Source organism: Streptomyces sp. NPDC041068 (genome assembly GCF_040647455.1).
Lineage (GTDB): Bacteria > Actinomycetota > Actinomycetes > Streptomycetales > Streptomycetaceae > Streptomyces.
Genome location: NZ_JBEZCG010000007.1, coordinates 73,067 through 96,693, shown reverse-complemented (window position 1 = coordinate 96,693; position 23,627 = coordinate 73,067). Strand labels below are relative to the sequence as shown.

The window sequence follows — 23,627 nt, the reverse complement described above, 5'->3', positions numbered from 1 at the left end:
GGGGCGCGGTCACCATGGAGTGGCGGCGCCCCCTTCGTCGTACTGCCCTTCGTCGTACTCCCCGCCGAGGGCCTGCCGGATGCGGGGGACGAGGGTGCTCCAGGGGCGGGACGCGACCACGGGCAGGGCGTGCAGGGCGGCCTCGCGGCCGAGCCAGCGTCCGTACGCGGCGCTGACCTCGGCGCGTTCCGCCTGGACGCCGCTGTCCGGCTCCCGCGAGGTGTAGTTGGCGGTGATCTGTTCCGGGTCGTCCTCGTGCAGGAAGACGGCCCGCACGTCGCGTCCTGCCGCCGCGCCCTCGGCCACGGCCCGCGCGGCGGCGGCAGGGGTGAGGTAGTCGCCCTCGATCACGGCGGGCACGTCGACGGTCAGGCGGTTGCGTACGACGCCGAGGACCGCGGGCTCCAGGGCGCGGGCGGTGGCGATCTGGAGGTCGAGGACGCGCTCGGCGGACAGGTCCGAGTCCGGGACGCCGTCGAAGAGGTGGAGGTCCGGGTGGTGCGCGGCCGTGGTGATCGCATGCACCGCCTCGACGACGTCGTCGAACTCGACCACGAACGCCTTCGACTCCTCGGCCAGTTGCGCGGCGGCCCGGCTCTTGCCGATGCCGGACGCGCCGCCGATCAGCACGATGCCGTCCCGGGGTTGTTCCTTCACCGTGCGGCCTCCACCCGTGCGGCGATGCCCTCCACCAGGAGGTCCAGGGTGAACTCGAAGAGGGCGTCCGGGGGTTCGGGGCGCAGCTCCCGCGCGGCCCGGTGGAGATGCGGGAGGTCTTCGGGGCTCTGCCCGTCGTCCCGCAGCCAGGGCGGGGGCGTGCGGCGCAGGTCGACGGGGTCGAGGTGCGGCGGCGGGCGGTCGTGCAGGCGGTCCTGGAACTCCACGAAGCCGACGACCTGGCGGAGCGAGTCCATGCAGGCGAGGTAGGCGTCGCGCAGCGGCAGGCCGGTCCCTTCGAGCTCGGTGAAGAAGCCGATGACGGCGTCCACGTTCCTGAGCATCGCGGGATGGCGGGCCGTGGTGATGTTCTCGTTCAGGGCCAGGGTGGTCATGCCGGGGTGGCGGCGGTAGTGCGCGCGCAGGTCGCGGCAGTACGCGCGCAGGGAGTCCCGCCAGCGTTCCGGTGACGGATCGAGCGCCGGCGGCTGCCACCGCGCCTCGAAAATCTCGGCGGCGACGGTGAGCAAGTCCCGTCTGTCCTCCACGTAGTTGTAGAGCGCGCGCGGCGAGACGCCGAGGTCGGCCGCGAGGGACCGCATGGTCAGCTCGGCGGGCCCGTGCCGCCCGAGGTGGTCGAGAGCGGCCTCGCCCACGGACTCACGGGTGAGGGTGGCACGGCCCTTGCGGTGGGTGGGGCGGGCGCGGGACCTGGTGGGGGCCGCCGGGGTGTCGGGGGCCGGGGGCTTGCTGGTCACCGGATCAGCGTACGGGGCGGGAGGCGGCCGGGCGGCGGAGGGAGCGGGCGGTCCGGCGCTAGAACTTCACACCTGTTGACTTTAAGGCGGAGGGTGGGCAGAGTGATCCAAGTAAGGCTGCCCTAATCCCTCTTGGGGCTGCCCCGACCCTTCTTGGAGCCGCCCATGTCCCGCGTGTCCGGCCTCGCCATGGACCTCACCCCGCTCCGCGAGAGCCGCGACTTCCGGCTGCTGTACGCCGGATTCCTCGGCGCGCTGCTCGGCACCCTGATGACGAGCGTCGCGGTGGCCGTCCAGGTCTACGACCTCACGGGCTCGCCCCTGCAGATCGGTCTGGTCAGCCTGGCGCGGGCGCTGCCGCTGGTCGTGGGCGTGCTGATCGGCGGCGTCCTGGCCGACCGGCGCGACCGGCGCCTTCTGATGCTGGTGACCCGGCTGCCGCTGACGCTCGTCGCGCTGGGGCTCGCGGTCAACGCCCTGCTGCCCGAGCCGCAGTTGTGGGTCATCTACACGGCCACCGGCCTCACCGGGCTCTTCGCGGGGCTCGGCGGTCCCGCGATGATGGCGTCCATACCGGCCCTCGTCGGCACCGAACGCCTCGCGGCGGCGGGCGCGTTGACGGCGGCGTCCACGCAGCTTGCCGCGCTCCTCGGGCCCGCGCTCGGCGGCGTGCTCATCGCGGGGCCGGGCCTCGCGGCGTGCTTCGCGGTCGACGCGGCGGGCTTCCTCGTCTTCTCCGTCGCGCTGCTCTTCGTACGCCCGCTGCCGCCGGCGACGTCCGCTTCCGGCGCTTCAGGCCCTTCCGCCGCTTCCGGCAAGGGAGTTCGGCAGGCCTTCGCCGCGGTCGCGGACGGGGTGCGGTTCGTGCGGGGGCACCGGCTCGTCGTCGGGCTGCTGCTCGTCGACGCGGCGGCGATGGTCTTCACGATGCCGCAGGCCCTGTATCCGGTCCTCGCGGACGAGCAGTTCGGGGGCGGTCCCGGGGTGGTCGGGCTGCTCTACGCCGCGCCCGCGCTCGGCGCGCTCGTCGGAGCCGCGACCAGCGGCTGGACGGCGCGCGCCGGCGGCCACGCGCTGATCGGGGCGGTGCTGCTGTGGGGCCTCTCGCTGGCGGGCTTCGGCCTCACCTCGTACCTGCCCGCGGCCCTGGTCCTGCTCGCGCTCGCGGGCCTCGGCGACCTCGTCTCGGAGACGCTCCGCTCGGCCCTGCTCCAGCACGGCACGCCGGACGCGCTGCGGGGCAGGGTGAGCGGCCTCTGGATGGTCCAGGCCACGGTCTCCCCGGCCCTCGGCAACGCGGCGGTCGGCTTCCTCGCGGAGCTGAACGGCGCACGGGCGGCCGTGGTGACGGGCGGCGTGGTCTGCGTGACCGCGACGCTGCTGGTGGCGTGGGCGTTCCCGGCGCTGCGGGAGGCCCGGCTGGGAGCGCAAACGCAAACGGAAACGGGACCGGAAGCAGAACCGGAACCGGAACCGGAATCGGAGGCGGAGGCAGGGGCGGAGGTCGCCCCCCGCTCTCAGTGAACCGCCCCGCCCGTCCTCTCCCTGCGTACCGAGTAGGCCACGAAGCCCGCGCCGAGGCCCAGGAAGGCCGTGCCGCCGATGACGTACGGGGTCGAGTCGAAGGCGCCCGTCTCGGCCAGGCGGGGCTGGTCGGAGGGGGTCGCGGAAGAAGAGGTCGAGGTCTGTTCGGTGCGCTCGCCGGGGTTGGTCTCGTGGGAGGAAGAGGACGTCGCGTTGGCTGAGGGGACGAACCACAGGGCGCCGAGGAGGGCTCCTGCGGCAGTGGCGGTCAGCAACGATCGGCGTGCGGACACGGAATCGGATCCCCCTTGTGGTGCTGGCGAATTGGCCGTGTGGCGCGATGGTAATGAAAGGCGCGGGTCGCGGGAAAGTCGCGGGGGTCAGGGGCCGTACGCTCCGACGTATGAGCGGAGACGAGACATCACGGTTTGTGCGGCTGCGGGTCGAAATGGTGGTCGAGGTCGGCGACGCGGAGAAGCTGACCGGCGCCGCGCTGACCCGCATCGCCGAGGACGAACAGATGCCCGGCGAGGAGCGCGCGCACGCCGAGGCCGCGGTCAGGGAGGACGAGGCCGAGGCGCTCGCCTATCTCGTGGACCCCTTCGACCTGGTCAGCCAGGTGCCCGGCACCGAGCTGACCCAGGCCTCCTGGAGCAGCGAGAAGATCGACTACGACCCCGATTCGCCGGACTGGGACCCGGACGAGGATGATGACGAAGAGGACGGCGACGAGCCGAGGTAGTCGGAAGCACGGTCCGGATTGAAATATCCGGAATCGGGGACCCCGGACAGCAACCGCCGTCCGGGGTTCTGTCGTCTCATCGGGCACAGTGGACGGCCGACCCCTCCGCTGTCCCGTACAGCGCAGTGGTGACCGGGCTCGGATCCAGCACCGCGGACGTGGTGTTCCCCACATTTCCCGCGGCAATGGAACGGGACGAACCGGGCAGGACGTTATGCGGGGTTGCAGGGACGCTCGGGGTTGATTTGGGGATTCGGCAACTATGGAGATGCGTGTGATGACGGACAGTATGCGTCGCAGGCGTGGGCGCAAGGGCCTCGCGGCCGTGTCCGCCCTCGTGGGCGGCGTGCTCGTGCTCTCGGCGTGCAGCAGCGACGACGGCGACAAGGCTTCGGGCGGCAAGGAGTCGCAGAACCAGGTCGACGAGGCGGCCGCCAAGAAGACCTCCGCCGCCCAGATCGAGATCGCGCCGAAGAACGGCTCCGACAACGCGAGCATCAACAGCGCGGCCAAGGTGACGGTCAGCAAGGGCACGCTCACCGACGTGACGATGAAGACCGACGCCGGCAAGGCCGTCGCCGGGAAGATATCCGCGGACAAGAAGTCGTGGAAGCCCAGCGCCCAGCTGGAGCGCGCCACGAAGTACGAGATCTCGGCCACCGCCAAGGACTCCGAGGGCCGCAAGGCGCACGAGAACTCGACGTTCACGACGGTCTCCCAGGCCAACAGCTTCATCGGGAACTTCACGCCCGAGGACGGCTCCAAGGTCGGCGTCGGCATGCCCGTCTCGATCAACTTCGACAAGGCGATCACCAACAAGAAGGACGTCCAGTCCGCGATCAAGGTGTCGTCGAGCAGTGGCCAGGAGGTCGTCGGGCACTGGTTCGGCAACAACCGCCTGGACTTCCGCCCCGAGGACTACTGGAAGGGCAACTCCACCGTCACGCTGAAGCTCGCCCTGGACGGCGTCGAGGGCTCCGACGGGGTGTACGGCGTCCAGGACAAGACCGTCCGGTTCACCATCGGCCGCAACCAGGTCTCCATCGTCGACGCCAAGACCAAGACGATGAAGGTGACCCGGGACGGCAAGGTCGTGAAGACCATCCCGATCTCCGCGGGCTCGCCCGAGAACAAGACGTACAACGGCAAGATGGTCGTCTCCGAGATGTTCAAGGAGACCCGCATGGACGGCGCGACCGTCGGCTTCACCGACGGCGACGGCAAGGGCGAGTACGACATCAAGGACGTGCCGCACGCCATGCGCCTCTCCAGCTCCGGCACGTTCATCCACGGCAACTACTGGGGCTCGCCGTCGATCTTCGGCAGCGCCAACACCAGCCACGGCTGCATCGGCCTGCAGGACGCCAAGGGCGCGGGCGACAAGAGCACCCCGGGCTCCTGGTTCTACGAGAACACGATCACCGGTGACGTCGTCGACGTCCGCAACACCGGCGACAAGACCATCGCCCCGGACAACGGCCTCAACGGCTGGAACATGGACTGGGCGCAGTGGAAGGCCGGCTCCGCCGTCTGATCCCGCCCCCTCGTCGCGTACGACATCGGCCCGCACCCCTCTCGGGGGGTGCGGGCCTTTCATGTCGCCTTTCATGTTCCTCTCACGGCCGCCTCAGTCCCTCATCACGGCGTACGCCTACCGTCTCGCCCATGTACCAGCTCAGCGGCGTCACCAAGCGGTACTTCCGCGGCGCGGAGACGATCGACGCGCTCGCCGGGGTCGATCTGGTCATCGGCGAGGGCGAACGGCTCGTCGTCCACGGGCCCTCCGGCGGCGGCAAGTCCACGCTGCTGCGGATGCTCGGCGGCCTGGACCGGCCCACCCGCGGCAGCGTCGTGCTCGACGGCACGGATCTGGCCGCGCTGCCCCAGGCCCGGCTCACCGGCGTCCGCGCCGAGTCGATCGGCTTCGTCTCCCGCGCCTGCGACCTCCTGCCCGCGCTCAGCGCCCAGCAGAACGTCGAGACGGCGCTCGTGCCGCTGGGCCTCGGCCCGGAGGCCCGCGCCGAACGCGCCGCCGCCGCGCTGGAATCGGTGGGCCTGGGAAAGCGCCGGGGAAGGCTGCCCGCCGAGCTCTCCGCGGGCCAGCGGCGGCGCGTCGCCATCGCCCGCGCTCTGGTCAAGCGGCCCAAGGTGCTGCTCGCCGACGAACCCGCGGGCGACTCCGCGGGCGAACCCGCGGGCGGTCTCGACGCGGCCGCGCGCGGTGAGATCTCGGAGCTGCTCGAAGCGCTCTGGAGGGCGCACGGCCTGACCTGCGTCCTGGTCACCCACGACTGCGCCGTCGCGCGCCGGGCCCCGCGCCTCGCGACGATCCGGGGCGGCCGCGTCACGGTCACCGTGCATTCGGGCGTCGTATAGCCGGGAGGACCGGGAGGACCGGGAGGACCGGGAGGACCGGGAGGACCCGAAGGGCCGGGAGGACCCGAAGGGCCGGAAGGAATAGTCGGTCGGCCCTGCAGTCGATTGGCCTGATATGGGCCAACCGTCGTAACGGAGTCATGAATTTCCCCGTGCACCAACTCTGCACTTCTGTCTCGCTATTGAGCAGATGTTCGCCTCTCGGCATACTTCGCTTTCCGAGGGGCGGCAGCCCCTTAACCTCCAGGGGGAGACTTGCACAGACAAGTGAAGAGAGCGTGCGGCGCCACCGTGGCCGCGGCGGTCGCCGTGGCCCTCGCGGCGGGCATGACCAGCCCGGCGGCCGCGCAGCCGCAGTCCGCGGGGCACACGATCGGGGCGGAGGGCGCCGCGGCGAAGACCGCGGGCGCGAGCCGGGTCACGCTCATCACCGGAGACCGTGCCGTCCTCGACGCCAGGGGCCGCGTGATCGGCCTGGAGCGCGCCAAGGGCCGGGAGCACATACCCGTCCAGGTGCGCCGCAGCGGCGGGCACACGCTGCTGATACCCGCCGACGCGCAGCGCCTGATATCCGAGGGCCGGATCGACCAACGGCTCTTCGACGTCACGGAGTTGAACAAGAAGCGCAACCGCGCGGCCCAGAAGAAGGGCCTGAAGGTCATCGTCGGCTACAAGGGGGCCGCCGCGGCCGCCAAGGCCGACGTCCGCGCCGCCGGTGACACGACCGTCCGCAGGACCCTCAAGGCCCTGAACGCCGACGCCATCACCACGCCCAAGCAGGACGCGCCCGACCTGTGGGCCGCGCTCACCAGCGGCAAGGGCACCGCCCGTGCGGCGTCCGGCGTGAGCCACGTCTGGCTGGACGGCGTACGCAAGGTGCGCCTGGACAAGAGCGTCAAGCAGATCGGCGCCGACAAGGCCTGGGCCGCCGGGTACGACGGCAAGGGCACCAAGATCGCCGTCCTGGACACGGGTGTCGACGCGACCCACCCGGACCTCAAGGACCAGGTGATCGCCGAGAAGAACTTCACGGAATCGGCCGACGCCAAGGACCGCTACGGCCACGGCACCCATGTCGCCTCCATCGCGGCGGGCACCGGCGCCAAGTCCGGCGGGAAGTTCAAGGGCGTCGCGCCGGGGGCCAAGCTCCTGAACGGCAAGGTCCTGGGCGACGACGGCTACGGCGAGGACTCCGGCATCATCGCCGCCATGGACTGGGCGGCGGCCGAGGGCGTCGACGTCGTCAACCTCAGCCTCGGCGGCGGCGACACCCCCGGTGTCGACCCGCTCGAAGCCCAGGTCAACAAGCTCTCCGCGGAGAAGGGCATCCTCTTCGCGATCGCCGCGGGCAACGCGGGCGAGCCCGGCTCGGTGGACTCGCCGGGCAGCGCGGACGCCGCCCTGACCGTCGGCGCGGTCGACGACAACGACAAGCTGGCGGACTTCTCCAGCCAGGGCCCGCGGGTCGGCGACGGCGCGATCAAGCCCGACGTCACCGGTCCGGGCGTGGACATCACGGCCGCCGCCGCGCCGGGCAGCATCATCGAGAAGGAGGTCGGCCAGAACCCCGAGGGCTATCTGACGATCTCCGGTACGTCGATGGCGACCCCGCACGTCGCGGGCGCCGCGGCGCTGCTCAAGCAGCAGCACCCCGACTGGAAGTACACCGAGCTGAAGGGCGCCCTGACCGCGTCCACGAAGGGCGGCGCGTACACGCCGTTCCAGCAGGGTTCGGGCCGTATCGCCGTCGACAAGGCCATCAAGCAGTCCGTGATCGCCGACCCGGTGTCGGTGGGCTTCCCCGCGCAGCAGTGGCCGCACACCGACGACAAGCCCGTCACCAAGAAGGTGACGTACAAGAACCTCGGCAAGGACGACGTCACCCTCGACCTGACGGTGACCGCGACCGACCCGAAGGGCCGTCCGGCCCCGGCCGGCTTCTTCGCGCTCGGTGCGAAGAAGGTGACCGTCCCCGCGGGCGGCACCGCCTCGGTCGACCTGACCGCCGACTCCAAGCGGGGCGCGGCCCTGGACGGCACGTACTCCGCGTACGTCGTCGCGAACGGCGGCGGCCAGTCCGTGCGCACCGCGGCCGCGATCGAGAACGAGGTCGAGTCCTACGACCTGACGCTGAAGTTCATCGGTCGTGACGGCAACCCCGCCAAGACCTACGACGGTGACCTGGAGGGCCTGACCGGGCTCGCCACCGGCAAGTCGTACAACCCGTACGACGAGTCCGGGACCGTCAAGGTCCGTGTCCCCAAGGGCGGTTACGTCCTGAACTCGGGGATCTTCGTCGACCCGGCCGACTTCACCAAGGGCGCCGACTGGATCGCGCAGCCGAAGCTGAACGTCACCAAGGACGCGACGGTCACGCTGGACGCGCGGACGACGAAGCCCGTCGACATCACGGTGCCCGAGGCCGGGGCCAAGATGGAGTTCGCCGCCCCGGACTTCTCCGTCGACACCCCGAACGCGGGTTACAGCTTCGGCTGGTTCCTCGACTCGTACGCGAACTTCCGCTCCAGGCACCTGGGTCCGCAGGTCACCGACGGCTCGCTGTTCCAGCAGTGGGACGGGCACTGGACCAAGGGTGACAGCACCGAGTACAACGTCGTCACCGGCGGCAAGGTCAAGCAGGTCGCGTCCGGCTACACCCGGCACTTCAAGGCGAGCGAGCTCGCCACGGTGAAGGTGGGCCTCGGCGCGTCGGCGTCGGGCAAGACGGGTGCGCTCAACGCCATGGGCCACGTCCCCGGCTCCTCGAGCGGCTCCTCGATCGGCATCCCGCAGCCGCTGCCGACCACCCGGACGCTGCACCTGTCCACGGTCGACAAGGTGAAGTGGGGCCTGGACTTCGAGCAGCAGGCCGGGCGCGACCCGGAGGGCTGGCCCATCGTCGACGCCGGCTACACGCTCGGCGCCGCGCAGACCTTCAAGGCGGGCCAGACGTACGAGAAGACGTTCAACACGGCGGTGTTCGGGCCGCGCGTCGGCGGCGACTTCGGTGTCTTCCGCGAGGGCAACGAGATCACGGGCTACCTGCCGCTGTTCGCCGACGGCAAGACGCACGTGGGTTCCTCGCTGTACTCGTCGGTGAAGACGACGCTGTACCGCAACGGCACCAGGATCGGCGAGAACGAGGACCCGCTGGCCGGTGGGGCTCCGCCGTTCAAGGTGCCCTCGGGCGACGCCGCGTACAAGCTGTCGACGTCCGTGAAGCGCAGCGTCAAGGTGGCCGCGGCCTCCACGCGCATCGACGCGAGCTTCTCCTTCCGCTCCAAGAAGGTGGACAGCGCCAAGCTGCCGGTCTCCACGGTGCGGTTCAGCCCGAAGGTCGACCTGAGCAGCAAGGCGAAGGCCGACGAGAAGCAGTCCGTGCCGGTCACGGTCCAGGGCTCGGCGGCGGGCGCCAACCTCAAGTCCCTTTCCGTGTACGTCTCCTACGACTACGGCCAGACCTGGAAGAAGGCCACGGTCACCGGCGGAAAGATCTCCGTGAAGAACCCGGCGAAGGGCAAGGGCATCTCCTTCCACGCCAAGATCGCGGACAAGAAGGGCAACAAGTCGACGCTGTCGATCTACAACGCGTACTACGGCAAGTGAATGCGTAGCACTCGTGGCTGAGGAGGTGCTCGGGTCGCACCCCCGGCCGCCCGGGCCGGTCCGAGGTATTCGGATCGGCCCGGCTGGGGTGCCGCTGCTTCTCGCCGCACTTGCGCTGGCCTTCTGCTCGTCGAGCATCCGGGCGGATCACCCGGGACCGGGAACCGCTCTTGCGACCGACGGTGCCCAGTCGAGCGGCGTCGTGGGCAGCGAGCACGCCCGGGTCGGGGAGGTCTGGTACTTCGCGCTTCCGGTGCCGCGCAACACCTCCACGGAGCCCATCGAGATCACGGAAGTCTCCGTCGAGCACGTCCCGGCCGGGCTCAAGACGCTGGGATACGGCGCCTACGACCTGGAGGACACCGAAGGGCTTCCGCTCCTCGCCAAGAAGAACGGGCCGCACATGCCCGACTTCGGGAAGCTGAAGAACCACGCGACGAAGCCGGTGAAGGTCGCGGCCGGGACGGAGAGCGACATCTTCTACCTGGCCGAGGTGCGGATCACCGCGCCACCGAAGGACACCGCCCGGCAATGCCGCTTCGCCTACCGGCAGGGCGGCAGGTCCTACACCCAGACGCTGGACTGCGAGGTCGAACTGAAGGTGGCCGAGCAGCTCTCGCCGACTCGCTCACGATGACCGCGGCGCGGCGCCGAAGGGGCTGTCGATCACGTATCGCCAGAACCCGTCGGCGCCGCGCCGTACCACGTCCGTGGCCGTGGCGCGGGCCTCGCCCGTGCCGATCTCCCAGTCGACGACGAGCAGTGCGACGTCCCCCGCGATGTGTACGTGCCGGGGGCGCACGGAGATCGGGAGGCCGAGGGCGAGGAAAGGGGCGTTCGCGGCGGCGATCTCCGCGTCGCCGTGCACGGCGTCCCCCGACTCGGGCACGAAGGCGGCCCGCTCCTCGTAGAGCTCGCGCACGGCTTGTGCGTTGCCGCTGTTGAACCGCGCGGCGAAGGCGGCGGGGACGTCCTCGGGGCGGGTGGGCAGAGCGGGTGTGTCCGTATTCTTCGTGGTGGTCATGGACGCACCGTAGGAGGCCCTGTCGTGACTCACCGAACGGTAAGCGGCGTACGCCCGGGGCTGCCCGACGACGCCCTGGCCGAGATCGCGGCGCCGAGCCCCGACTGCCCCGTGGAGATCACACTCGCCGCGCTGCGCGGCCGCTGGACCACACTCGTCGTCCGCGAACTGCTGCGCCGCGAGACCCATACGTACGGTGAACTGGCCGCGGCGCTCCCGCAGTTGTCGGACAAGGTCCTGACCGAGCGCCTCGCCCAGCTCATCGCCGCGGGCGCGGTCCACCGCACCCGCACCCCTGGCTGGCCCTCCACGGTCACCTACGGGCTCACCCCGCACGGCCGGGGGCTGGGGCCCGTCCTGCAAGCGATGTGGGACTGGGGCTCGACGGCGCCCCGCCAGGGCTGAACCGGCGGTGCCCGCCAGGGCTGAACTACTGTGACCGCATGACGGAAGATTCACTTCCCAAAGGTTCACTTCCCAAGGCCGAGTTCGCCTTCCCCGGCCCGCTGCGCGACCAGCTCGTGGCGGCCGTCCTCGACGGCTCCAAGACCTCGACGACGGGTCTGGTCGTCGACTACGAGCACGACGGCGACCCGCTGCCCGTCGCGGGGGAGCGCTCCGTCGTCGTCGACTCCGACGACCGGCCCGTGGCCGTCATCGAGGTGACGGACGTCCGCGTCGTACCGCTCGCCGACGTGGACCTCGCCCACGCCGTGGACGAGGGCGAGGGGGACGAGACCGTCGCCCAATGGCGGGCGGGGCACGAGGAGTTCTGGCACAGCGCCGAGATGCGCGAAGCGCTCGACGACCCGGACTTCACCGTCGACGACACCACGCTGTGCGTCCTCGAACGCTTCAGGGTCGTGACCGACCTGCGCTCGCGGGAGAAGTGACCCGGCGTGCCCTTCGCGAAGGCGGCCGACGGCGCCGCGATCCACTATCAACTGCACGGCTCGGGCGCCCCGTTGGTGCTGCTCGCCGGGCAGGCCAACAACCACCACTGGTGGGACCCGGTGCGCGCCGAGTTCGCGGCCTGCTTCACCGTCGTCGACCTCGACCACCGGGGGACGGGGGAGAGCGACCGGCCCGACACCGACACGTACAGCACGCCGAACTTCGCCCGTGACGTGCTCGCCGTCCTCGACCACGCGGGCATCGACCGCGCCCATGTGTACGGGACGTCCATGGGCGGTCGTATCGCGCAGTGGATGGCCGCCGACCATCCCGAGCGCGTCGACCGCCTCGTCCTGGGCTGCACCTCGCCCGGCGGGAAGCACGGCGTCGAGCGCGGTCCCGAGGTCCGGGCGGCCCTGACCCGGACCGATCCGGACGCGGTGCGCCGCGCTCTGCTGGAGCTCATGTACACCCCGGTCTGGCTGGCCGATCAGGAACTCGCCCGCCCGGGGCGGGAGTTCCACACGCTGGGCGACGCCACCATGCCCGCGTACGCCCGCCGTCGCCATCTGCGGGCCAGCGCCCGGCACGACGCCTGGGACGCGCTGGTGCGGATCAAGGCGCCGACACTCGTCGTCCACGGCACGGACGACGCGTTCAACCCGACCGCCAACGCCCCGCTGCTCGCCGCCCGCATCCCGGACGCCAGGACCCTGCTGGTCCCCGGCGCCCGGCACGCGTACTTCGAGGAGTTCGCGGACGTCGCCACCGAGCCGGTGCTCGCGTTCCTGGATCAGCCCGCGGAGCCGTAGGGCCGGGTGATGATCTCCAGGTTGTGGCCGTTCGGGTCCTCCCAGTAGAGGCCCCGGCCGCCGTCGTTCGTGTTGATCTCGTTGACCCGCGTGTGGTGCGGGTCGGCCCAGTAGGTCAGGCTCCGCTCCTTGATGCGTCCGAAGATCGCGTCGAACTCGTCGTCGGAGACCAGGAAGGCGTAGTGCTGCGGCGCGAACGGGACGCCGTCGCCCTCGTAGTAGTCGAGGGTCACGCCGTTGGGGATCTCCACCGGGAAGAACGGGCCGTACTGCGGGCCGACTTCGAGCCCCAGGATGTCCGCGAGGAATTGCGCGGACGCCTTCTTGTCCTCGGCGACGACGATCGTGTGGTTCAGTTCGATGGACATCGAGCGACCTCCTGGTCTGTCCGAACTCCTGTTGTCCTGCGCTGACATGGACAACGTTAGGTTCGGACGCACGATCCCTGTATCGGTCACGGGGCCCGGCCCGCTGAGCATTGCGGACTAGGCCCCGTGACCGAGATGGGTTCAGGCCACACGGAGTGGCGCGGTGGCTCAGATCGTCGCGGTGTCGATCACGAAGCGGTAGCGCACGTCGCTGGCGAGGACCCGCTCGTACGCCTCGTTGATCTGGTCGGCGCGGATCAGCTCGATCTCCGCGCCGAGCCCGTGCGCCGCGCAGAAGTCCAGCATCTCCTGGGTCTCCTGGATGCCGCCGATGCCGGAGCCCGCGAGGGTCTTGCGGCCGCCGATCACGGAGAACAGGTTGAGGGAGACCGGCTCCTCGGGGGCGCCGACGTTCACGAAGGCGCCGTCCGTGCGCAGCAGGCCCAGGTACTTGTCCAGCGGCAGCGGCGCCGAGACCGTCGAGACGATCAGGTCGAAGCTGCCGGCGAGCTCCTCGAAGGTGGCCTCGTCGCTGGTCGCGTAGTAGTGGTCGGCGCCCAGCTTCAGGCCGTCGTCCTTCTTGCGCAGGGACTGCGACAGGACGGTCACCTCGGCGCCCATGGCGTGCGCGATCTTGACGCCCATGTGGCCGAGACCGCCGAGGCCGACGATCGCGACCTTCTTGCCGGGGCCCGCGTTCCAGTGCGCGAGCGGGGAGTACGTGGTGATGCCGGCGCACAGCAGCGGCGCGGCCACGTCCAGCGAGATCCCGTCGGGGATGCGGAGGGTGAACGCCTCGTCCACGACGATGTGCGTGGAGTAGCCGCCGTAGGTCGGCTCGCCGTCCTTGCCGAGCGCGTTGTACGTCTGGATGTTGCCGTTCAGGCAGTACTGCTCCAGGCCGTTCTTGCAGTTCTCGCACTCGCGGCAGGAGTCGACCATGCAGCCGACGCCGACGCGGTCACCGACGGTGAACTTGGTGACACCGGGACCGACCTCGGCCACGACACCGGCGATCTCGTGGCCGGGGACCATCGGGTAGATGCCCTCGCCCCAGCCGTCACGGGCCTGGTGGATGTCCGAGTGGCAGATACCGGCGTACTTGATGTCGATCAGGACGTCGAACTCGCCGACGGCCCGGCGCGGCACGGTGGTGCGCTCCAGGGGCGCCTCGGGGGCGGGAGCGGCGTAGGCGGAAACGGTGGTGATCTGCTCAGTCATGTCATCGAGGCTGCCAGTGACCTGCGAGGTCACCCAGACACCCGGTTTGCCTACGACCACTGTGCCTACCACTGGCGGGGTCAGGCTCACGGTCGTGCGACCCGGGATACTGGACGCATGGACGAGAACCCGCAGGCGGCCGAGAATCCGGAGGCGGCCGAGAACCCCGTGGCGGCCGAGCGCCCGCACGGCTCGGTGGGGCACCCGCACGGCACTCCGGGCGCCGAGGGCCTGCCCCTGGACAGCAGGGCCGAGCTCAGCGAGTTCCTGCGCACCCGCAGGGCGCGGCTGCAGCCCCAGGACGTCGGCCTGCCGAACTACGGACGGCACCGCAGGGTGCCCGGTCTGCGCCGCGAGGAGCTGGCGCAGCTCGCGGGGGTCTCCGTCGCGTACTACACCCGGCTCGAGCAGGGCAACGGCCGCAACGTCTCCGCCGAGGTGCTCGACGCCATCGCGCGCGCCCTGCGGCTGACCGACGCCGAGCAGGCCCACCTGACGCGCCTGGCCAAGCCGAAGGCCCTCAAGAAGAAGAAGGCCGCGCGCCCCCAGGCCATGCGGCCCGCCCTGCAGCAGCTCCTGGACTCCATCCACGACGTGCCCGCCTACGTGGTCGGCCGCCGCACGGACATCCTCGGTTGGAACGCGCTGGCGGCGGCGCTCTTCGGCGACTGGGCCGAGCTCGCGCCCAAGGATCGGAACTGGGCGCGGATCTGCTTCCTCGACGAGCGCTCGCGCGACCTCTTCGTGGACTGGGACCAGAAGGCGTCGGACATCGTCAGCTATCTGCGCATGGACGCGGGCTGCTATCCGAACGACCCGCAGCTGTCCTCGCTGGTCGGCGAACTCTCCGTGAAGAGCGAGGAGTTCAGGGGGCTGTGGGCCACGCACGACGTCCGCGAGAAGGGCCACGGCGTCAAGCGCATGCGCCACCCGCTGGTGGGCGACCTGACGCTCTCCTTCGAGACGCTGCGGCTGCCGGACGACTGCGACCAGTCGCTGATGATGTACCACGCGGAGCCGCACTCGGCGTCGGCGGAGGGCCTGCGGCTGCTCGCCAGCTGGGGGCGGGACGCGTCGTCGGTGGGCTCGGCGTCGAAGAAGTAGCGGCTGGTGACGGCCTTACGGGGTACGGGATTTCGCGGGCGGCGGAACGCTTCGCGCTGCGCCGACGGCGGTCCCGCTCCTAGGCTGAGGGAGTGAGCAGCCAAGAGTCGAACGTAGCCCGCGTCATCCCGCTGAGCCCCGTCCGCGACCGGGAAGAGAGCCGGGGAGAGAGCCGGGGAGAGGCCAAGGAACCGCTCTGGCGGGACGTCGTCGGAGACGTCCTGCGCCGTGAGCGACTCGCCCAGGAGCGCACGCTCAAGGATGTGGCGGACGCCGCCCGGATCTCCATGCCCTACCTCTCCGAGCTGGAGCGGGGCCGCAAGGAGGCCTCCTCCGAGGTCCTCGCGGCCGCCGCCCACGCGCTCGGCCTGCGCCTGACGGATCTGCTGTCCCTGGCCCAGGGCCAGTTGGCCGGCCTCCCCCGTGCGAGGCCGGTCGGGGCATCCAGGATGTCCGGGGCTTCTGGGACCTCCAGGACCTCCAGGACCTCCAGGGTTTCCAGGGCTTCGTACCAGGGTGAGGTGCGCCTGGCCGCGTGAGTGCCGGACCCCGTCGTCGCCCTCAGGCGGCGACGGGCATCGCCCGCCTGCTCAGGACCTGGTCGGCCAGTCCGTACGCGACGGCCTCCTGGGCGGTGAACACCTTGTCGCGGTCCATGTCGGCGCGGAGCGTGGCGACATCGTGGTGGGTGTGCCGTGACAGCACCTCCTCGACCTGTGAGCGGATCCGGAGCATCTCCTTGGCCTGCAGGCTGAGATCGGACACCGTGCCCTGCTGACCGCGGCTCGCGGGCTGCCCGAGCAGCACGCGCGCGTGGTCGAGCACGAACCGCCGCCCCGGGTCGCCCCCGGCGAGCAGCACGGCGGCGGTGGAGGCGGCCTGCCCGACGCAGAAGGTCGAGATCGGCGCGGTGATGAAGCTCATGGTGTCGTAGATGGCCATGAGTGAAGTGAAGGATCCGCCGGGGGAGTTGATGTAGATGGCGACTTCGCGCTCGGGTGCGGAGGACTCAAGGTGAAGCAGTTGCGCGATGACAACATTGGCAACACCATCATCAATCTCGGTCCCGAGGAAGATGATGCGCTCGGAGAGCAGCCTGCTGTAGATGTCATAGGCGCGCTCGCCCTGCGGGGTGCGCTCGACGACGGTGGGAATGGTGTACTGGCTCATTTCCGACAACCCCTCAGATTCCTCAGATGCCAAGCCCGATACGCCGCTTCGACCCCGCGGGCCGCACGTCCTCCAGCGACTCGACCACGCGGTCGACCATCCCGTACTCCTTGGCCTGCTCGGCGGTGAACCACCGGTCGCGGTCGCCGTCGCGGGAGATGGTCTCCTGGCTCTGGCCGGTGTGCTCGGCGGTGATCCGCTCGATGGCCTGCTTCGTGTACTCCAGGTTCTCGGCCTGGATGGCGATGTCGGCGGTGGTGCCGCCGATTCCGGCGGACGGCTGGTGCATCATGATCCGCGCGTTGGGCAGCGCGAACCGCTTGCCGTGCGTGCCGACGCTCAGCAGGAACTGGCCCATGCTGGCGGCGAATCCCATGGCGAGGGTGGCCACGTCGTTCGGGATGAGCCGCATGGTGTCGTAGATGGCGAGCCCGGCGGTGACGGAGCCTCCGGGGCTGTTGATGTAGAGACCGATGTCGGTCTTCGGATCCTCCGCGGACAGCAACAGCATCTGCGCGCAGACGCGGTTGGCGGACACCTCGTCGACCTGCGTCCCCAGGAACACGATCCGCTGGTTGAGCAGCTGCGCGGCGAGATGGTCGTCGAACCGCGACGGAGGAGTTTCCCCGTCCTCAGCGCGCGGCCGTGCTGCCGCGTCCCACCCACTGCCGACCCGTGTCATGGCACCTCCAGAAAGTCCCGCGGCTCCGAACACCGCGCTGTGACTTCACTGTTGCCCGACGCCACGGGCTCTGTCAGAAATCTTGGCCCGCAGCAGATTAGCCAGCAGCAGAGCAGCCGCCCACCAGGCACAACAGCCACCGCGCGGGGCTGCTACCAGACGTAGACGTACCGGTTGGAAGGCCGGTCGAACGTGGCGTCGGCCGGGTGCGGGGCGAGCTCGAACTCCTCCTCCAGCCACTTCAGGAGCGCTGCCGCGAGGCCCTCGGGCTGGTGGTCAGTGAGCGGGAACAGGGCCCGGTGGACCGTGACCGTGGTGTGCCGCGGGGCATGGCGGGCCTCGACGGCGGGGGCGGCCAGGGCCGGCCCGTGCCGCAGCCACGCCGCCTCGTCCGGGGTGATCCGCCAGCCCGTCCGGTCGGTGGGCGGGTGGGTGAGGGCGGGGGAGGCGTCCAGCCACACGTGCGTACTGACCGGCTCGGCGTCGGCCGGCGCCTTCGTGCCGAGCGCGACCGAGGCGGTGAGGTCGACGGCGATGCCCCAGGCGCCGTACCGCAGGCGGTACTTGGTCGTCCGGGGCTCGGCCACCCCGCTCAGCCCTCCGCCCGCGCCACCCCGATCGGGCAGGAGACGCCCGTGCCGCCGATGCCGCAGTACCCGTCCGGGTTCTTGTCCAGGTACTGCTGGTGGTAGGCCTCGGCCGGCCAGAAGGTGCGGTCGTCCGCGGGGAGCACCGTCGTCGTGATCGTGCCGTGGCCCGAGGCCGTCAGGACCTTCTGGTAGGCGTCGCGGGACGCCTCGGCCGTGGCCTGCTGCGCGGGGGAGTGGGTGTAGAGCGCCGAGCGGTACTGCGTGCCGACGTCGTTGCCCTGGCGGAAGCCCTGCGTGGGGTCGTGGGACTCCCAGAAGAGCTTCAGGAGCTGCGCGTACGTGACCTTCGTCGGGTCGAAGACGACGCGGACCGCCTCCGTGTGGCCCGTCAGGCCGGAGCAGACCTCTTCGTAGGAGGGGTTCTCCGTGTAGCCGCCCTGGTAGCCGACGTACGTCGTCCAGACGCCGTCCGCCTGCCAGAACTTCCGCTCGGCACCCCAGAAGCAGCCGAGGGCGAAGTCCGCGACCTCCAGGCCCTCGGGGTAGGGGCCGAGCAGGGCGTTGCCGAGGACCGTGTGCCGGGAGGGGACCTCGAATTCCGGGGTCGCCCGGCCCTTGAGCGCCTGCTCGGGGGTGGGGAGCACGGGCGTGCGGCCGAAGATCATGGGGTCTCTCCTCGTGCGTGACAGGGGTCTGTCACGTGAACGCATGACGGCGGCGTGGCATTCCGGAGCGGCATTCCTGAGCCGCGCCGGAGGCTTCAGGACCGGAGGCCTCAGTGCGGCAGCGTCGCCGGGCTGCCGCCGTTCGCCTCGTACCCCGCGACGGCCAGCGCGCGGTACAGCGCGTACCCCTCGGCGGGGTCCGCGGACAGGGTCCAGGGCAGTGCGCCGACGTGACCGTCCACGTGCACCAGCTGATGCATGGCCTCGGCCCAGCGCTCGCAGCGGACCAGGAAGAAGACGAGGAGATGGCGCACGTGCGCCAGCATCGGGTCGTCCGCGCGCGCGGAGTGCACCGCGAACAGCGCGCCCTCGACGGCCTTGGTGACGACCTCGCTCTCGTAGAACCCACGGACCAGATTGACCTCGGGCAGGTGCTCGTAGACGGCGAAGAGCGGAAGCGCCGCGAGCAGCGAGCCGCGGGGCGCGCGGGCGGCTGCGGCCTCCGCGAAGTTGTACGCGAGGTCGCGCGAGCCGTGCCACTTCTCGCACCAGTAGTGCAGCGCCGCCAGATGGGCGCCCATGTGCGCGGGCGCGCGGTCCAGGATCTTCAGCCACAGCTGCTCGAACTCCTCGCGGGGGTAAGCGAGTCCGCGCGCGATGGAGAGCTCGATGATGTACGGGACGGGGTCACCGGGGGAGAGCAGCGCCGCCTGCACGCACGCCTCCTTGGCCTCCTCCAGGATGATCCGGAACTCGTCCGTCCCCTGCGTGGAGGTGCGCCACGCCTGCTGGACGAGGAACTCCGCGTGCACCGCGGCGCCGCCCGCGTCCTTGGGCGCCTCGGCACGCCACACCCGCAGCCACTGCCCGCCGGGGCTGTCTCCCGCCCGTCGCCCGACCACCACCCCTGGCCGAAGCGCTTCGCGCTGCTCCTCTTGTTGGCCCGGCCGCTGCTGCAGCTCCAGCGAGGCCGCGCCCGCGAAGGCCTGCATGCGCTGCCAGCGCCGCTCGCCGTGCGTCTCGGTGCCCGCGAGGAGCTGGGACGCGGCCTTCCACTCCTGCGTGCGCTGCACGAGGTCGAGCACTTCGAGGAGGTCGTTGTCCGGTCCCGGCATGCGGATGTCCAGCTCCTCCTGGCGCAGGAAGCCGTAGTTCGCGGGGTCCGCGGCGTCCGGGGAGCCGGGGGCGACCTGCCGGATCCCGCCGCGCCTGCGCAGCAGTACGGGCCCGAGCACCGCACCGATCATGATCACCGCGAACAGGAACCAGAGAATCTCCATGACACAAGCGAACCAGACGCGTCCGACAATTGGCCAACCTGCCCGGACGTACCCGGACCGACCCGGCGGAAGAACCCCTGTGCGCACTACGCTCAGGCCGCATGAGTGACTCGCACAGCACGCAGAACTTCGAGACCTTGGCGATCCACGCGGGCAACACCGCCGACCCCCTCACCGGCGCCGTGGTCCCGCCCATCTATCAGGTGTCGACCTACAAGCAGGACGGCGTCGGCGGACTGCGCGGCGGCTATGAGTACAGCCGCAGCGCGAACCCGACGAGGACCGCCCTCGAAGAGAACCTGGCCGCACTGGAGGGCGGCCGCCGAGGGCTCGCCTTCGCCTCCGGCCTCGCGGCCGAGGACTGCCTTCTCCGTACGCTGCTCGGTCCCGGCGACCACGTGGTCATCCCCAATGACGCGTACGGCGGCACGTTCCGCCTGTTCGCCAAGGTCGTGTCCCGGTGGGGCGTGGAGTGGTCGGTGGCCGACACCTCCGACCCCGAGTCGGTGCGGGCCGCGCTGACCGACCGTACGAAGGCGATCTGGGTGGAGACCCCCTCCAACCCGCTGCTCGGCATCACCGACATCGCGGCGGTCGCGCAGATCGCCCGCGAGGCGGGCGCGCGCCTCGTCGTCGACAACACCTTCGCCAGCCCCTACCTGCAGCAGCCGCTCGCGCTCGGCGCGGACGTCGTCGTGCACTCCATGACGAAGTACATGGGCGGCCACTCGGACGTCGTCGGCGGCGCCCTCGTCGTCAACGACCCCGAGCTGGGCGAGGAGTTGGCGTTCCACCAGAACGCGATGGGCGCCGTCGCCGGTCCCTTCGACGCCTGGCTGGTGCTGCGCGGCATCAAGACCCTCGCCGTGCGCATGGACCGGCACAGCGAGAACGCCGGCAAGGTCACCGAGATGCTCACCCGGCACGCGCGCGTGACGCGCGTCCTGTACCCGGGCCTTCCGGAGCACCCCGGTCACGAGATCGCCGCCAAGCAGATGAAGGCGTTCGGCGGCATGGTCTCCTTCCAGGTCGAGGGCGGCGAGGAGGCGGCGGTCGAGGTCTGCAACCGCGCCAAGCTGTTCACCCTGGGTGAGTCCCTGGGCGGCGTCGAGTCGCTCATCGAGCACCCGGGCCGCATGACGCACGCCTCGGTGGCGGGCTCGGCCCTGGAGGTCCCGGCGGACCTCGTGCGCCTCTCGGTGGGCATCGAGTCGGCGGACGACCTCGTCGCCGACCTGCAGCAGGCGCTGGGCTAGGCCTCATCGGCGCGCCAGGGGTCCTCTCCGCGAGGCCTACCAGCGCGTCAGGGGTGGAGTCGTGTTCGACGGCGGCTCCACCCACGGCCGGGCCATGGAGGCCCACACGGAGAAGGCCACGACGGCGGCGAACAGCAGTAGCCAGCACGCCCGCCGCAGCGCCCTGCGCCGCCGCAGCATCCGGCCGCCCCGGCGCACGGCGTCGTCGAAGAGCTCGGGCGGCACCGCGCTCGGCGTGCCGTCCAGCAGGCGCCGGACCGCGCTCTCCTTGCGCTCGTACTGGCTCATGAGGGCGCCGTCCCGCTCAGCGCGCGGGCCGGCGCAGGTCCGCGCGGCGGGTGCAGGACCGTCGCCATCGCGCGGGCGCAGATCGACGAGACCCGCTCGGCGGGCAGACCGAGGAGCGCCGCCGTCTGTTCCTCGGCCACGCCCTCGTACATCCGAAGCACCAGAATCAGCCGCTCCTGGGGGCGCAGCCGCTCCAGGACCCCGCCGTGCCCGCGGCGGCGGCGCCAGGCGGCGCGCGCGAAGCGCAGGGCGAGCCGCTGGCGCGCACGGTCGTAGGGGTCCTCGCCGCGCAGCCGGTCCCACGTCGCGTACGTGTGCGCGAGGGCCGCGGTCAGCAGGGCACGCGCGCGTGGGTTGTCGTCGGGGGGCTCGGCGGTCAGCAGGGTGGCGGCATGGAGCAGCCGCCCTGCCGCGCCCGCGACGAATGCCTCGAACTCCCGGGCACGGCGGGCGTCCTGGTACGCCTGCCGCTCTCGCACCGCGCCTCCCGGCCGGAGAGAAGGGGGATCCCGATCTCATATGAGGCCAGAGGCGGGGCCGGGGTCAAGACTCCGGAGTGGCCGGAACTTCACCACCGGGTGCCGTCTGTGACGTCTGCCGTGCGGAGAGGGCGGAATTGAAGCGTGTGAGGAGCGCACAGAAGCTCTCGCGCTCCTCCGGGGCCCAGTCCTGCGTCAACTCGGCCATGAGCTCGCGGCGCGAGGAGCGCACCTCGTCGAGCCTGGCCTGGCCGCGCGGCGAGAGCTGGAGCACCACGGCACGGCCGTCCTCGGGGTGCGAGGTGCGCTTGACGAGCCCGGTGTCGACCAGCGGGGCGACCTGCCGGGTGACTGTCGAGGAGTCGATTCCCATGCTCGCGGCGAGCGCCTTGACGCCCATGGGGCCTTCCTTGTCGAGGCGGTTGAGCAGCAGATACGCGGCGCGGTCCATGGAGTTGCGGACCTGGCCTACGCCGCCGAGGCGGGTCTGCTCCGCGCGGCGGGCGAAGACCGCCACCTGGTGCTGCAGGCTGTCGAGAAGGCCGGGTTCACTGGCGGTCGTCATGTCCGGAGTTGTGGGCATGGCCGGGGGCTCACTTCATGCGAGGGCGGTGGGTTGGGGGACAGGGTACGCGGACAAGGCCCGTACCGTACCTGCGCTGCGCAAACCTACGGGCAGAACGGTCCCGCCCCTCGGCCTGCCCAGGAGGACTCGAGCGCCTGCTGCAAGACTTGCCGTCATGAGCTATCGCACGCGTGACTCCTTGCCCTCGGTGACCCTCGACGACGTGCGCGGCGCACAGAAGATGCTCTCCGGAGTGGCCAGGACGACGGCGATGGAGGGCAGCAGGCACCTGTCCCAGCTGGTCGGAGCCCCGGTGCACCTCAAGTGCGAGAACCTCCAGCGGACCGGCTCCTTCAAGCTCCGCGGCGCCTACGTACGGATCGCGGGACTGCTCCCCGAGGAGCGCGCGGCCGGTGTGGTGGCCGCAAGCGCGGGCAACCACGCGCAGGGCGTCGCGCTCGCCTCGACCCTGCTGGGCGTCCGCTCGACGGTGTTCATGCCGGCCGGGGCGCCGCTGCCCAAGGTCGCGGCCACCCGGGACTACGGCGCGGAGGTGCGCCTGCAGGGCCAGGTCGTCGACGAGACGCTGGCCGCCGCGCAGCAGTACGCGCGCGACACGGGCGCGGTGTTCATCCACCCCTTCGACCACGCGGACATCATCGCGGGGCAGGGCACGGTCGGCCTGGAGATCCTGGAGCAGTGCCCCGAGGTGCGCACCCTCGTCGTCGGCGTCGGGGGCGGCGGTCTCGCGGCGGGCATCGCGGTCGCGGTCAAGGCGCTGCGCCCGGACGTCAGGGTGGTGGGCGTGCAGGCGGCGGGCGCCGCGGCCTACCCGCCCTCGCTGGCCGCCGGGCACCCGGTGTCGATCGTGAACCCGGCGACGATGGCCGACGGCATCAAGGTCGGGCGCCCCGGCGACGTGCCGTTCCAACTGGTCGACGAGTTGGTCGACGACGTCGTCACGGTCTCCGAGGACGAGCTCTCCAGCGCGCTGCTGCTCTGCCTGGAGCGGGCCAAGATGGTCGTCGAGCCCGCGGGCGCGAGCCCGGTCGCGGCCTTGCTGGGCAACCCGAAGGCGTTCGAGGGCCCGGTGGTGGCGGTGCTCTCGGGCGGGAACGTGGACCCGCTCCTGATGCAGCGGATCCTGCGCCACGGCATGGCGGCGGCGGGCCGCTACCTCTCGCTGCGGCTGCGCCTTACCGACCGCCCCGGCGCGTTGGCCACGCTCCTCGGCGTGCTCTCGGAGGCCGACGCCAACGTCCTGGACGTGAGCCATGTGCGGACCGATCCGCGGCTCGGGCTCACGGAGGCGGAGGTCGAGCTGCACCTGGAGACGAAGGGGACCGCGCACTGCGCGGAGGTGGGGGCGGCCCTGCGCGAGGCGGGCTACACGGTCATCGGCTGAACGTTCGCGGGCTAACACGTTCGAGGGTCAACGACTTCTGAAAAACAGCTGAGGCAACGCGATGTATCGCGTTATGGTGTGTGGCAGGTCACTGGTCGCCGGGCGGGTGAAGTCCGGCAAATCTAAGCTTTTGCCTAGGAAGTAACCCAAACAACGGGGAG

General features: G+C 71.0%; 27 protein-coding genes. 13 read left to right on the top strand and 14 right to left on the bottom strand.

What is annotated here, in order from left to right:
* Positions 1-9: 9 nt before the first annotated feature.
* Together AB0B50_RS17540 and AB0B50_RS17535 are read right to left on the bottom strand one after the other, a co-directional pair.
* On the bottom strand, positions 10-657 hold the full coding sequence (locus AB0B50_RS17540; RefSeq protein ID WP_362331972.1) for an AAA family ATPase: 648 nt from the start codon (positions 655-657) through the stop codon (positions 10-12).
* The gene (locus AB0B50_RS17535) at positions 654-1,415 is read right to left on the bottom strand and encodes a TetR/AcrR family transcriptional regulator C-terminal domain-containing protein (RefSeq protein ID WP_362331969.1); all 762 of its coding nucleotides are present in this window, start codon (positions 1,413-1,415) and stop codon (positions 654-656) included. Before AB0B50_RS17535 ends, AB0B50_RS17540 begins: the two co-directional genes overlap by 4 nt.
* A gap of 165 nt (positions 1,416-1,580) precedes the next feature.
* Between AB0B50_RS17535 and AB0B50_RS17530 the strand changes: the two genes are divergently transcribed.
* The gene (locus AB0B50_RS17530; RefSeq protein WP_362331966.1) at positions 1,581-2,939 is read left to right on the top strand and encodes an MFS transporter; all 1,359 of its coding nucleotides are present in this window, start codon (positions 1,581-1,583) and stop codon (positions 2,937-2,939) included.
* Here the strand turns inward: AB0B50_RS17530 and AB0B50_RS17525 are convergent.
* On the bottom strand, positions 2,933-3,232 hold the full coding sequence (locus AB0B50_RS17525) for an LPXTG cell wall anchor domain-containing protein (protein WP_362331963.1): 300 nt from the start codon (positions 3,230-3,232) through the stop codon (positions 2,933-2,935). The genes AB0B50_RS17530 and AB0B50_RS17525 overlap by 7 nt on opposite strands.
* A gap of 110 nt (positions 3,233-3,342) precedes the next feature.
* Between AB0B50_RS17525 and AB0B50_RS17520 the strand changes: the two genes are divergently transcribed.
* The 5 genes from AB0B50_RS17520 (at position 3,343) to AB0B50_RS17500 (ending at position 10,300) form a co-directional block, all read left to right on the top strand.
* A complete protein-coding gene (locus AB0B50_RS17520) occupies positions 3,343-3,681 on the top strand; it encodes a hypothetical protein (RefSeq protein ID WP_362331960.1) in 339 nt (112 codons plus the stop codon).
* Between the two features lie 277 nt (positions 3,682-3,958).
* Positions 3,959-5,215, top strand: a complete 1,257-nt coding sequence (locus AB0B50_RS17515; protein WP_362331957.1) for an Ig-like domain-containing protein — start codon at positions 3,959-3,961, stop codon at positions 5,213-5,215.
* A 131-nt stretch (positions 5,216-5,346) separates the two neighbouring features.
* Positions 5,347-6,057, top strand: coding sequence for an ATP-binding cassette domain-containing protein (locus AB0B50_RS17510; RefSeq protein ID WP_362331954.1), 711 nt, complete (start codon positions 5,347-5,349; stop codon positions 6,055-6,057).
* A gap of 267 nt (positions 6,058-6,324) precedes the next feature.
* Positions 6,325-9,663 (top strand): S8 family serine peptidase, encoded by a 3,339-nt coding sequence (locus tag AB0B50_RS17505; protein ID WP_362331951.1) that lies wholly within the window; start codon positions 6,325-6,327, stop codon positions 9,661-9,663.
* A gap of 202 nt (positions 9,664-9,865) precedes the next feature.
* Positions 9,866-10,300 carry a hypothetical protein gene (locus AB0B50_RS17500; RefSeq protein ID WP_362331948.1) on the top strand — a complete coding sequence of 145 codons (435 nt, stop codon included), beginning with the start codon at positions 9,866-9,868 and terminating at the stop codon, positions 10,298-10,300.
* Here the strand turns inward: AB0B50_RS17500 and AB0B50_RS17495 are convergent.
* A complete protein-coding gene (locus AB0B50_RS17495) occupies positions 10,292-10,687 on the bottom strand; it encodes a nuclear transport factor 2 family protein (protein WP_362331945.1) in 396 nt (131 codons plus the stop codon). The genes AB0B50_RS17500 and AB0B50_RS17495 overlap by 9 nt on opposite strands.
* A gap of 24 nt (positions 10,688-10,711) precedes the next feature.
* Between AB0B50_RS17495 and AB0B50_RS17490 the strand changes: the two genes are divergently transcribed.
* The 3 genes from AB0B50_RS17490 to AB0B50_RS17480 are packed head-to-tail and all read left to right on the top strand — an operon-like array spanning position 10,712 to position 12,393.
* Positions 10,712-11,092 (top strand): helix-turn-helix domain-containing protein, encoded by a 381-nt coding sequence (locus tag AB0B50_RS17490; RefSeq protein ID WP_362331942.1) that lies wholly within the window; start codon positions 10,712-10,714, stop codon positions 11,090-11,092.
* A 38-nt stretch (positions 11,093-11,130) separates the two neighbouring features.
* Positions 11,131-11,580, top strand: coding sequence for an ASCH domain-containing protein (locus tag AB0B50_RS17485; RefSeq protein WP_362331939.1), 450 nt, complete (start codon positions 11,131-11,133; stop codon positions 11,578-11,580).
* 6 nt (positions 11,581-11,586) lie between these two features.
* Positions 11,587-12,393, top strand: coding sequence for an alpha/beta fold hydrolase (locus AB0B50_RS17480; protein ID WP_362331936.1), 807 nt, complete (start codon positions 11,587-11,589; stop codon positions 12,391-12,393).
* Here the strand turns inward: AB0B50_RS17480 and AB0B50_RS17475 are convergent.
* Positions 12,375-12,761 (bottom strand): VOC family protein, encoded by a 387-nt coding sequence (locus AB0B50_RS17475; protein WP_362331933.1) that lies wholly within the window; start codon positions 12,759-12,761, stop codon positions 12,375-12,377. The genes AB0B50_RS17480 and AB0B50_RS17475 overlap by 19 nt on opposite strands.
* Positions 12,762-12,929: 168 nt before the next feature.
* Complete coding sequence (locus AB0B50_RS17470) at positions 12,930-13,982, bottom strand: NAD(P)-dependent alcohol dehydrogenase (protein WP_362331930.1); 1,053 nt, start codon at positions 13,980-13,982, stop codon at positions 12,930-12,932.
* Between the two features lie 117 nt (positions 13,983-14,099).
* On the opposite strand from AB0B50_RS17470, the gene AB0B50_RS17465 reads away from it, so the two are divergent.
* Positions 14,100-15,086: a helix-turn-helix transcriptional regulator gene (locus AB0B50_RS17465; RefSeq protein WP_362331927.1), complete on the top strand. Its 987-nt coding sequence runs from the start codon at positions 14,100-14,102 to the stop codon at positions 15,084-15,086.
* Positions 15,087-15,178: 92 nt separating this feature from the next.
* Complete coding sequence (locus AB0B50_RS17460) at positions 15,179-15,625, top strand: helix-turn-helix transcriptional regulator (RefSeq protein WP_362331924.1); 447 nt, start codon at positions 15,179-15,181, stop codon at positions 15,623-15,625.
* Between the two features lie 22 nt (positions 15,626-15,647).
* Here the strand turns inward: AB0B50_RS17460 and AB0B50_RS17455 are convergent, their stop codons facing one another.
* From AB0B50_RS17455 to AB0B50_RS17435, 5 genes are all read right to left on the bottom strand, one after another.
* Complete coding sequence (locus AB0B50_RS17455; RefSeq protein WP_362331921.1) at positions 15,648-16,256, bottom strand: ATP-dependent Clp protease proteolytic subunit; 609 nt, start codon at positions 16,254-16,256, stop codon at positions 15,648-15,650.
* Between the two features lie 22 nt (positions 16,257-16,278).
* The gene (locus tag AB0B50_RS17450) at positions 16,279-16,938 is read right to left on the bottom strand and encodes an ATP-dependent Clp protease proteolytic subunit (RefSeq protein WP_362331919.1); all 660 of its coding nucleotides are present in this window, start codon (positions 16,936-16,938) and stop codon (positions 16,279-16,281) included.
* A gap of 152 nt (positions 16,939-17,090) precedes the next feature.
* A complete protein-coding gene (locus tag AB0B50_RS17445) occupies positions 17,091-17,525 on the bottom strand; it encodes a hypothetical protein (RefSeq protein WP_362331916.1) in 435 nt (144 codons plus the stop codon).
* Positions 17,526-17,530: 5 nt separating this feature from the next.
* Positions 17,531-18,193 (bottom strand): peptide-methionine (S)-S-oxide reductase MsrA, encoded by a 663-nt coding sequence (gene msrA, locus AB0B50_RS17440; RefSeq protein ID WP_362331913.1) that lies wholly within the window; start codon positions 18,191-18,193, stop codon positions 17,531-17,533.
* Positions 18,194-18,303: 110 nt separating this feature from the next.
* Positions 18,304-19,473, bottom strand: coding sequence for a hypothetical protein (locus tag AB0B50_RS17435; protein ID WP_362331911.1), 1,170 nt, complete (start codon positions 19,471-19,473; stop codon positions 18,304-18,306).
* Between the two features lie 101 nt (positions 19,474-19,574).
* Here AB0B50_RS17435 and AB0B50_RS17430 point away from each other — a divergent pair, with 101 nt between their 5' ends.
* Positions 19,575-20,729 carry a cystathionine gamma-synthase gene (locus AB0B50_RS17430; protein ID WP_362331909.1) on the top strand — a complete coding sequence of 385 codons (1,155 nt, stop codon included), beginning with the start codon at positions 19,575-19,577 and terminating at the stop codon, positions 20,727-20,729.
* A 36-nt stretch (positions 20,730-20,765) separates the two neighbouring features.
* On the opposite strand, the gene AB0B50_RS17425 is transcribed toward AB0B50_RS17430, so the two are convergent.
* The 3 genes from AB0B50_RS17425 to AB0B50_RS17415 all read right to left on the bottom strand — a co-directional run bounded on the left by AB0B50_RS17425 (position 20,766) and on the right by AB0B50_RS17415 (position 22,079).
* On the bottom strand, positions 20,766-21,017 hold the full coding sequence (locus AB0B50_RS17425; RefSeq protein WP_362331906.1) for a hypothetical protein: 252 nt from the start codon (positions 21,015-21,017) through the stop codon (positions 20,766-20,768).
* The gene (locus AB0B50_RS17420; RefSeq protein ID WP_362331903.1) at positions 21,014-21,496 is read right to left on the bottom strand and encodes a sigma factor-like helix-turn-helix DNA-binding protein; all 483 of its coding nucleotides are present in this window, start codon (positions 21,494-21,496) and stop codon (positions 21,014-21,016) included. Before AB0B50_RS17420 ends, AB0B50_RS17425 begins: the two co-directional genes overlap by 4 nt.
* Before the next feature lie 64 nt (positions 21,497-21,560).
* A complete protein-coding gene (locus AB0B50_RS17415) occupies positions 21,561-22,079 on the bottom strand; it encodes a MarR family transcriptional regulator (RefSeq protein ID WP_362331900.1) in 519 nt (172 codons plus the stop codon).
* 157 nt (positions 22,080-22,236) lie between these two features.
* Between AB0B50_RS17415 and ilvA the strand changes: the two genes are divergently transcribed.
* Entirely contained in the window at positions 22,237-23,466 is a 1,230-nt protein-coding gene (gene ilvA, locus AB0B50_RS17410) for a threonine ammonia-lyase (RefSeq protein WP_362331897.1), read from the top strand.
* The last annotated feature ends 161 nt before the right edge of the window (positions 23,467-23,627 follow it).

Coding starts and splice junctions, on each gene's coding strand:
- AB0B50_RS17415 (WP_362331900.1), bottom strand. CDS start 22,079: ATGCCCACAACTCCGGACATGACGACCGCCAGTGAACCCGGCCTTCTC.
- AB0B50_RS17495 (WP_362331945.1), bottom strand. CDS start 10,687: ATGACCACCACGAAGAATACGGACACACCCGCTCTGCCCACCCGCCCC.
- AB0B50_RS17510 (WP_362331954.1), top strand. CDS start 5,347: ATGTACCAGCTCAGCGGCGTCACCAAGCGGTACTTCCGCGGCGCGGAG.
- msrA (WP_362331913.1), bottom strand. CDS start 18,193: ATGATCTTCGGCCGCACGCCCGTGCTCCCCACCCCCGAGCAGGCGCTC.
- AB0B50_RS17470 (WP_362331930.1), bottom strand. CDS start 13,982: ATGACTGAGCAGATCACCACCGTTTCCGCCTACGCCGCTCCCGCCCCC.
- AB0B50_RS17455 (WP_362331921.1), bottom strand. CDS start 16,256: ATGAGCCAGTACACCATTCCCACCGTCGTCGAGCGCACCCCGCAGGGC.
- AB0B50_RS17465 (WP_362331927.1), top strand. CDS start 14,100: ATGGACGAGAACCCGCAGGCGGCCGAGAATCCGGAGGCGGCCGAGAAC.
- AB0B50_RS17425 (WP_362331906.1), bottom strand. CDS start 21,017: ATGAGCCAGTACGAGCGCAAGGAGAGCGCGGTCCGGCGCCTGCTGGAC.
- ilvA (WP_362331897.1), top strand. CDS start 22,237: ATGAGCTATCGCACGCGTGACTCCTTGCCCTCGGTGACCCTCGACGAC.
- AB0B50_RS17435 (WP_362331911.1), bottom strand. CDS start 19,473: ATGGAGATTCTCTGGTTCCTGTTCGCGGTGATCATGATCGGTGCGGTG.
- AB0B50_RS17520 (WP_362331960.1), top strand. CDS start 3,343: ATGAGCGGAGACGAGACATCACGGTTTGTGCGGCTGCGGGTCGAAATG.
- AB0B50_RS17450 (WP_362331919.1), bottom strand. CDS start 16,938: ATGACACGGGTCGGCAGTGGGTGGGACGCGGCAGCACGGCCGCGCGCT.
- AB0B50_RS17515 (WP_362331957.1), top strand. CDS start 3,959: ATGACGGACAGTATGCGTCGCAGGCGTGGGCGCAAGGGCCTCGCGGCC.
- AB0B50_RS17530 (WP_362331966.1), top strand. CDS start 1,581: ATGTCCCGCGTGTCCGGCCTCGCCATGGACCTCACCCCGCTCCGCGAG.
- AB0B50_RS17430 (WP_362331909.1), top strand. CDS start 19,575: ATGAGTGACTCGCACAGCACGCAGAACTTCGAGACCTTGGCGATCCAC.
- AB0B50_RS17485 (WP_362331939.1), top strand. CDS start 11,131: ATGACGGAAGATTCACTTCCCAAAGGTTCACTTCCCAAGGCCGAGTTC.
- AB0B50_RS17475 (WP_362331933.1), bottom strand. CDS start 12,761: ATGTCCATCGAACTGAACCACACGATCGTCGTCGCCGAGGACAAGAAG.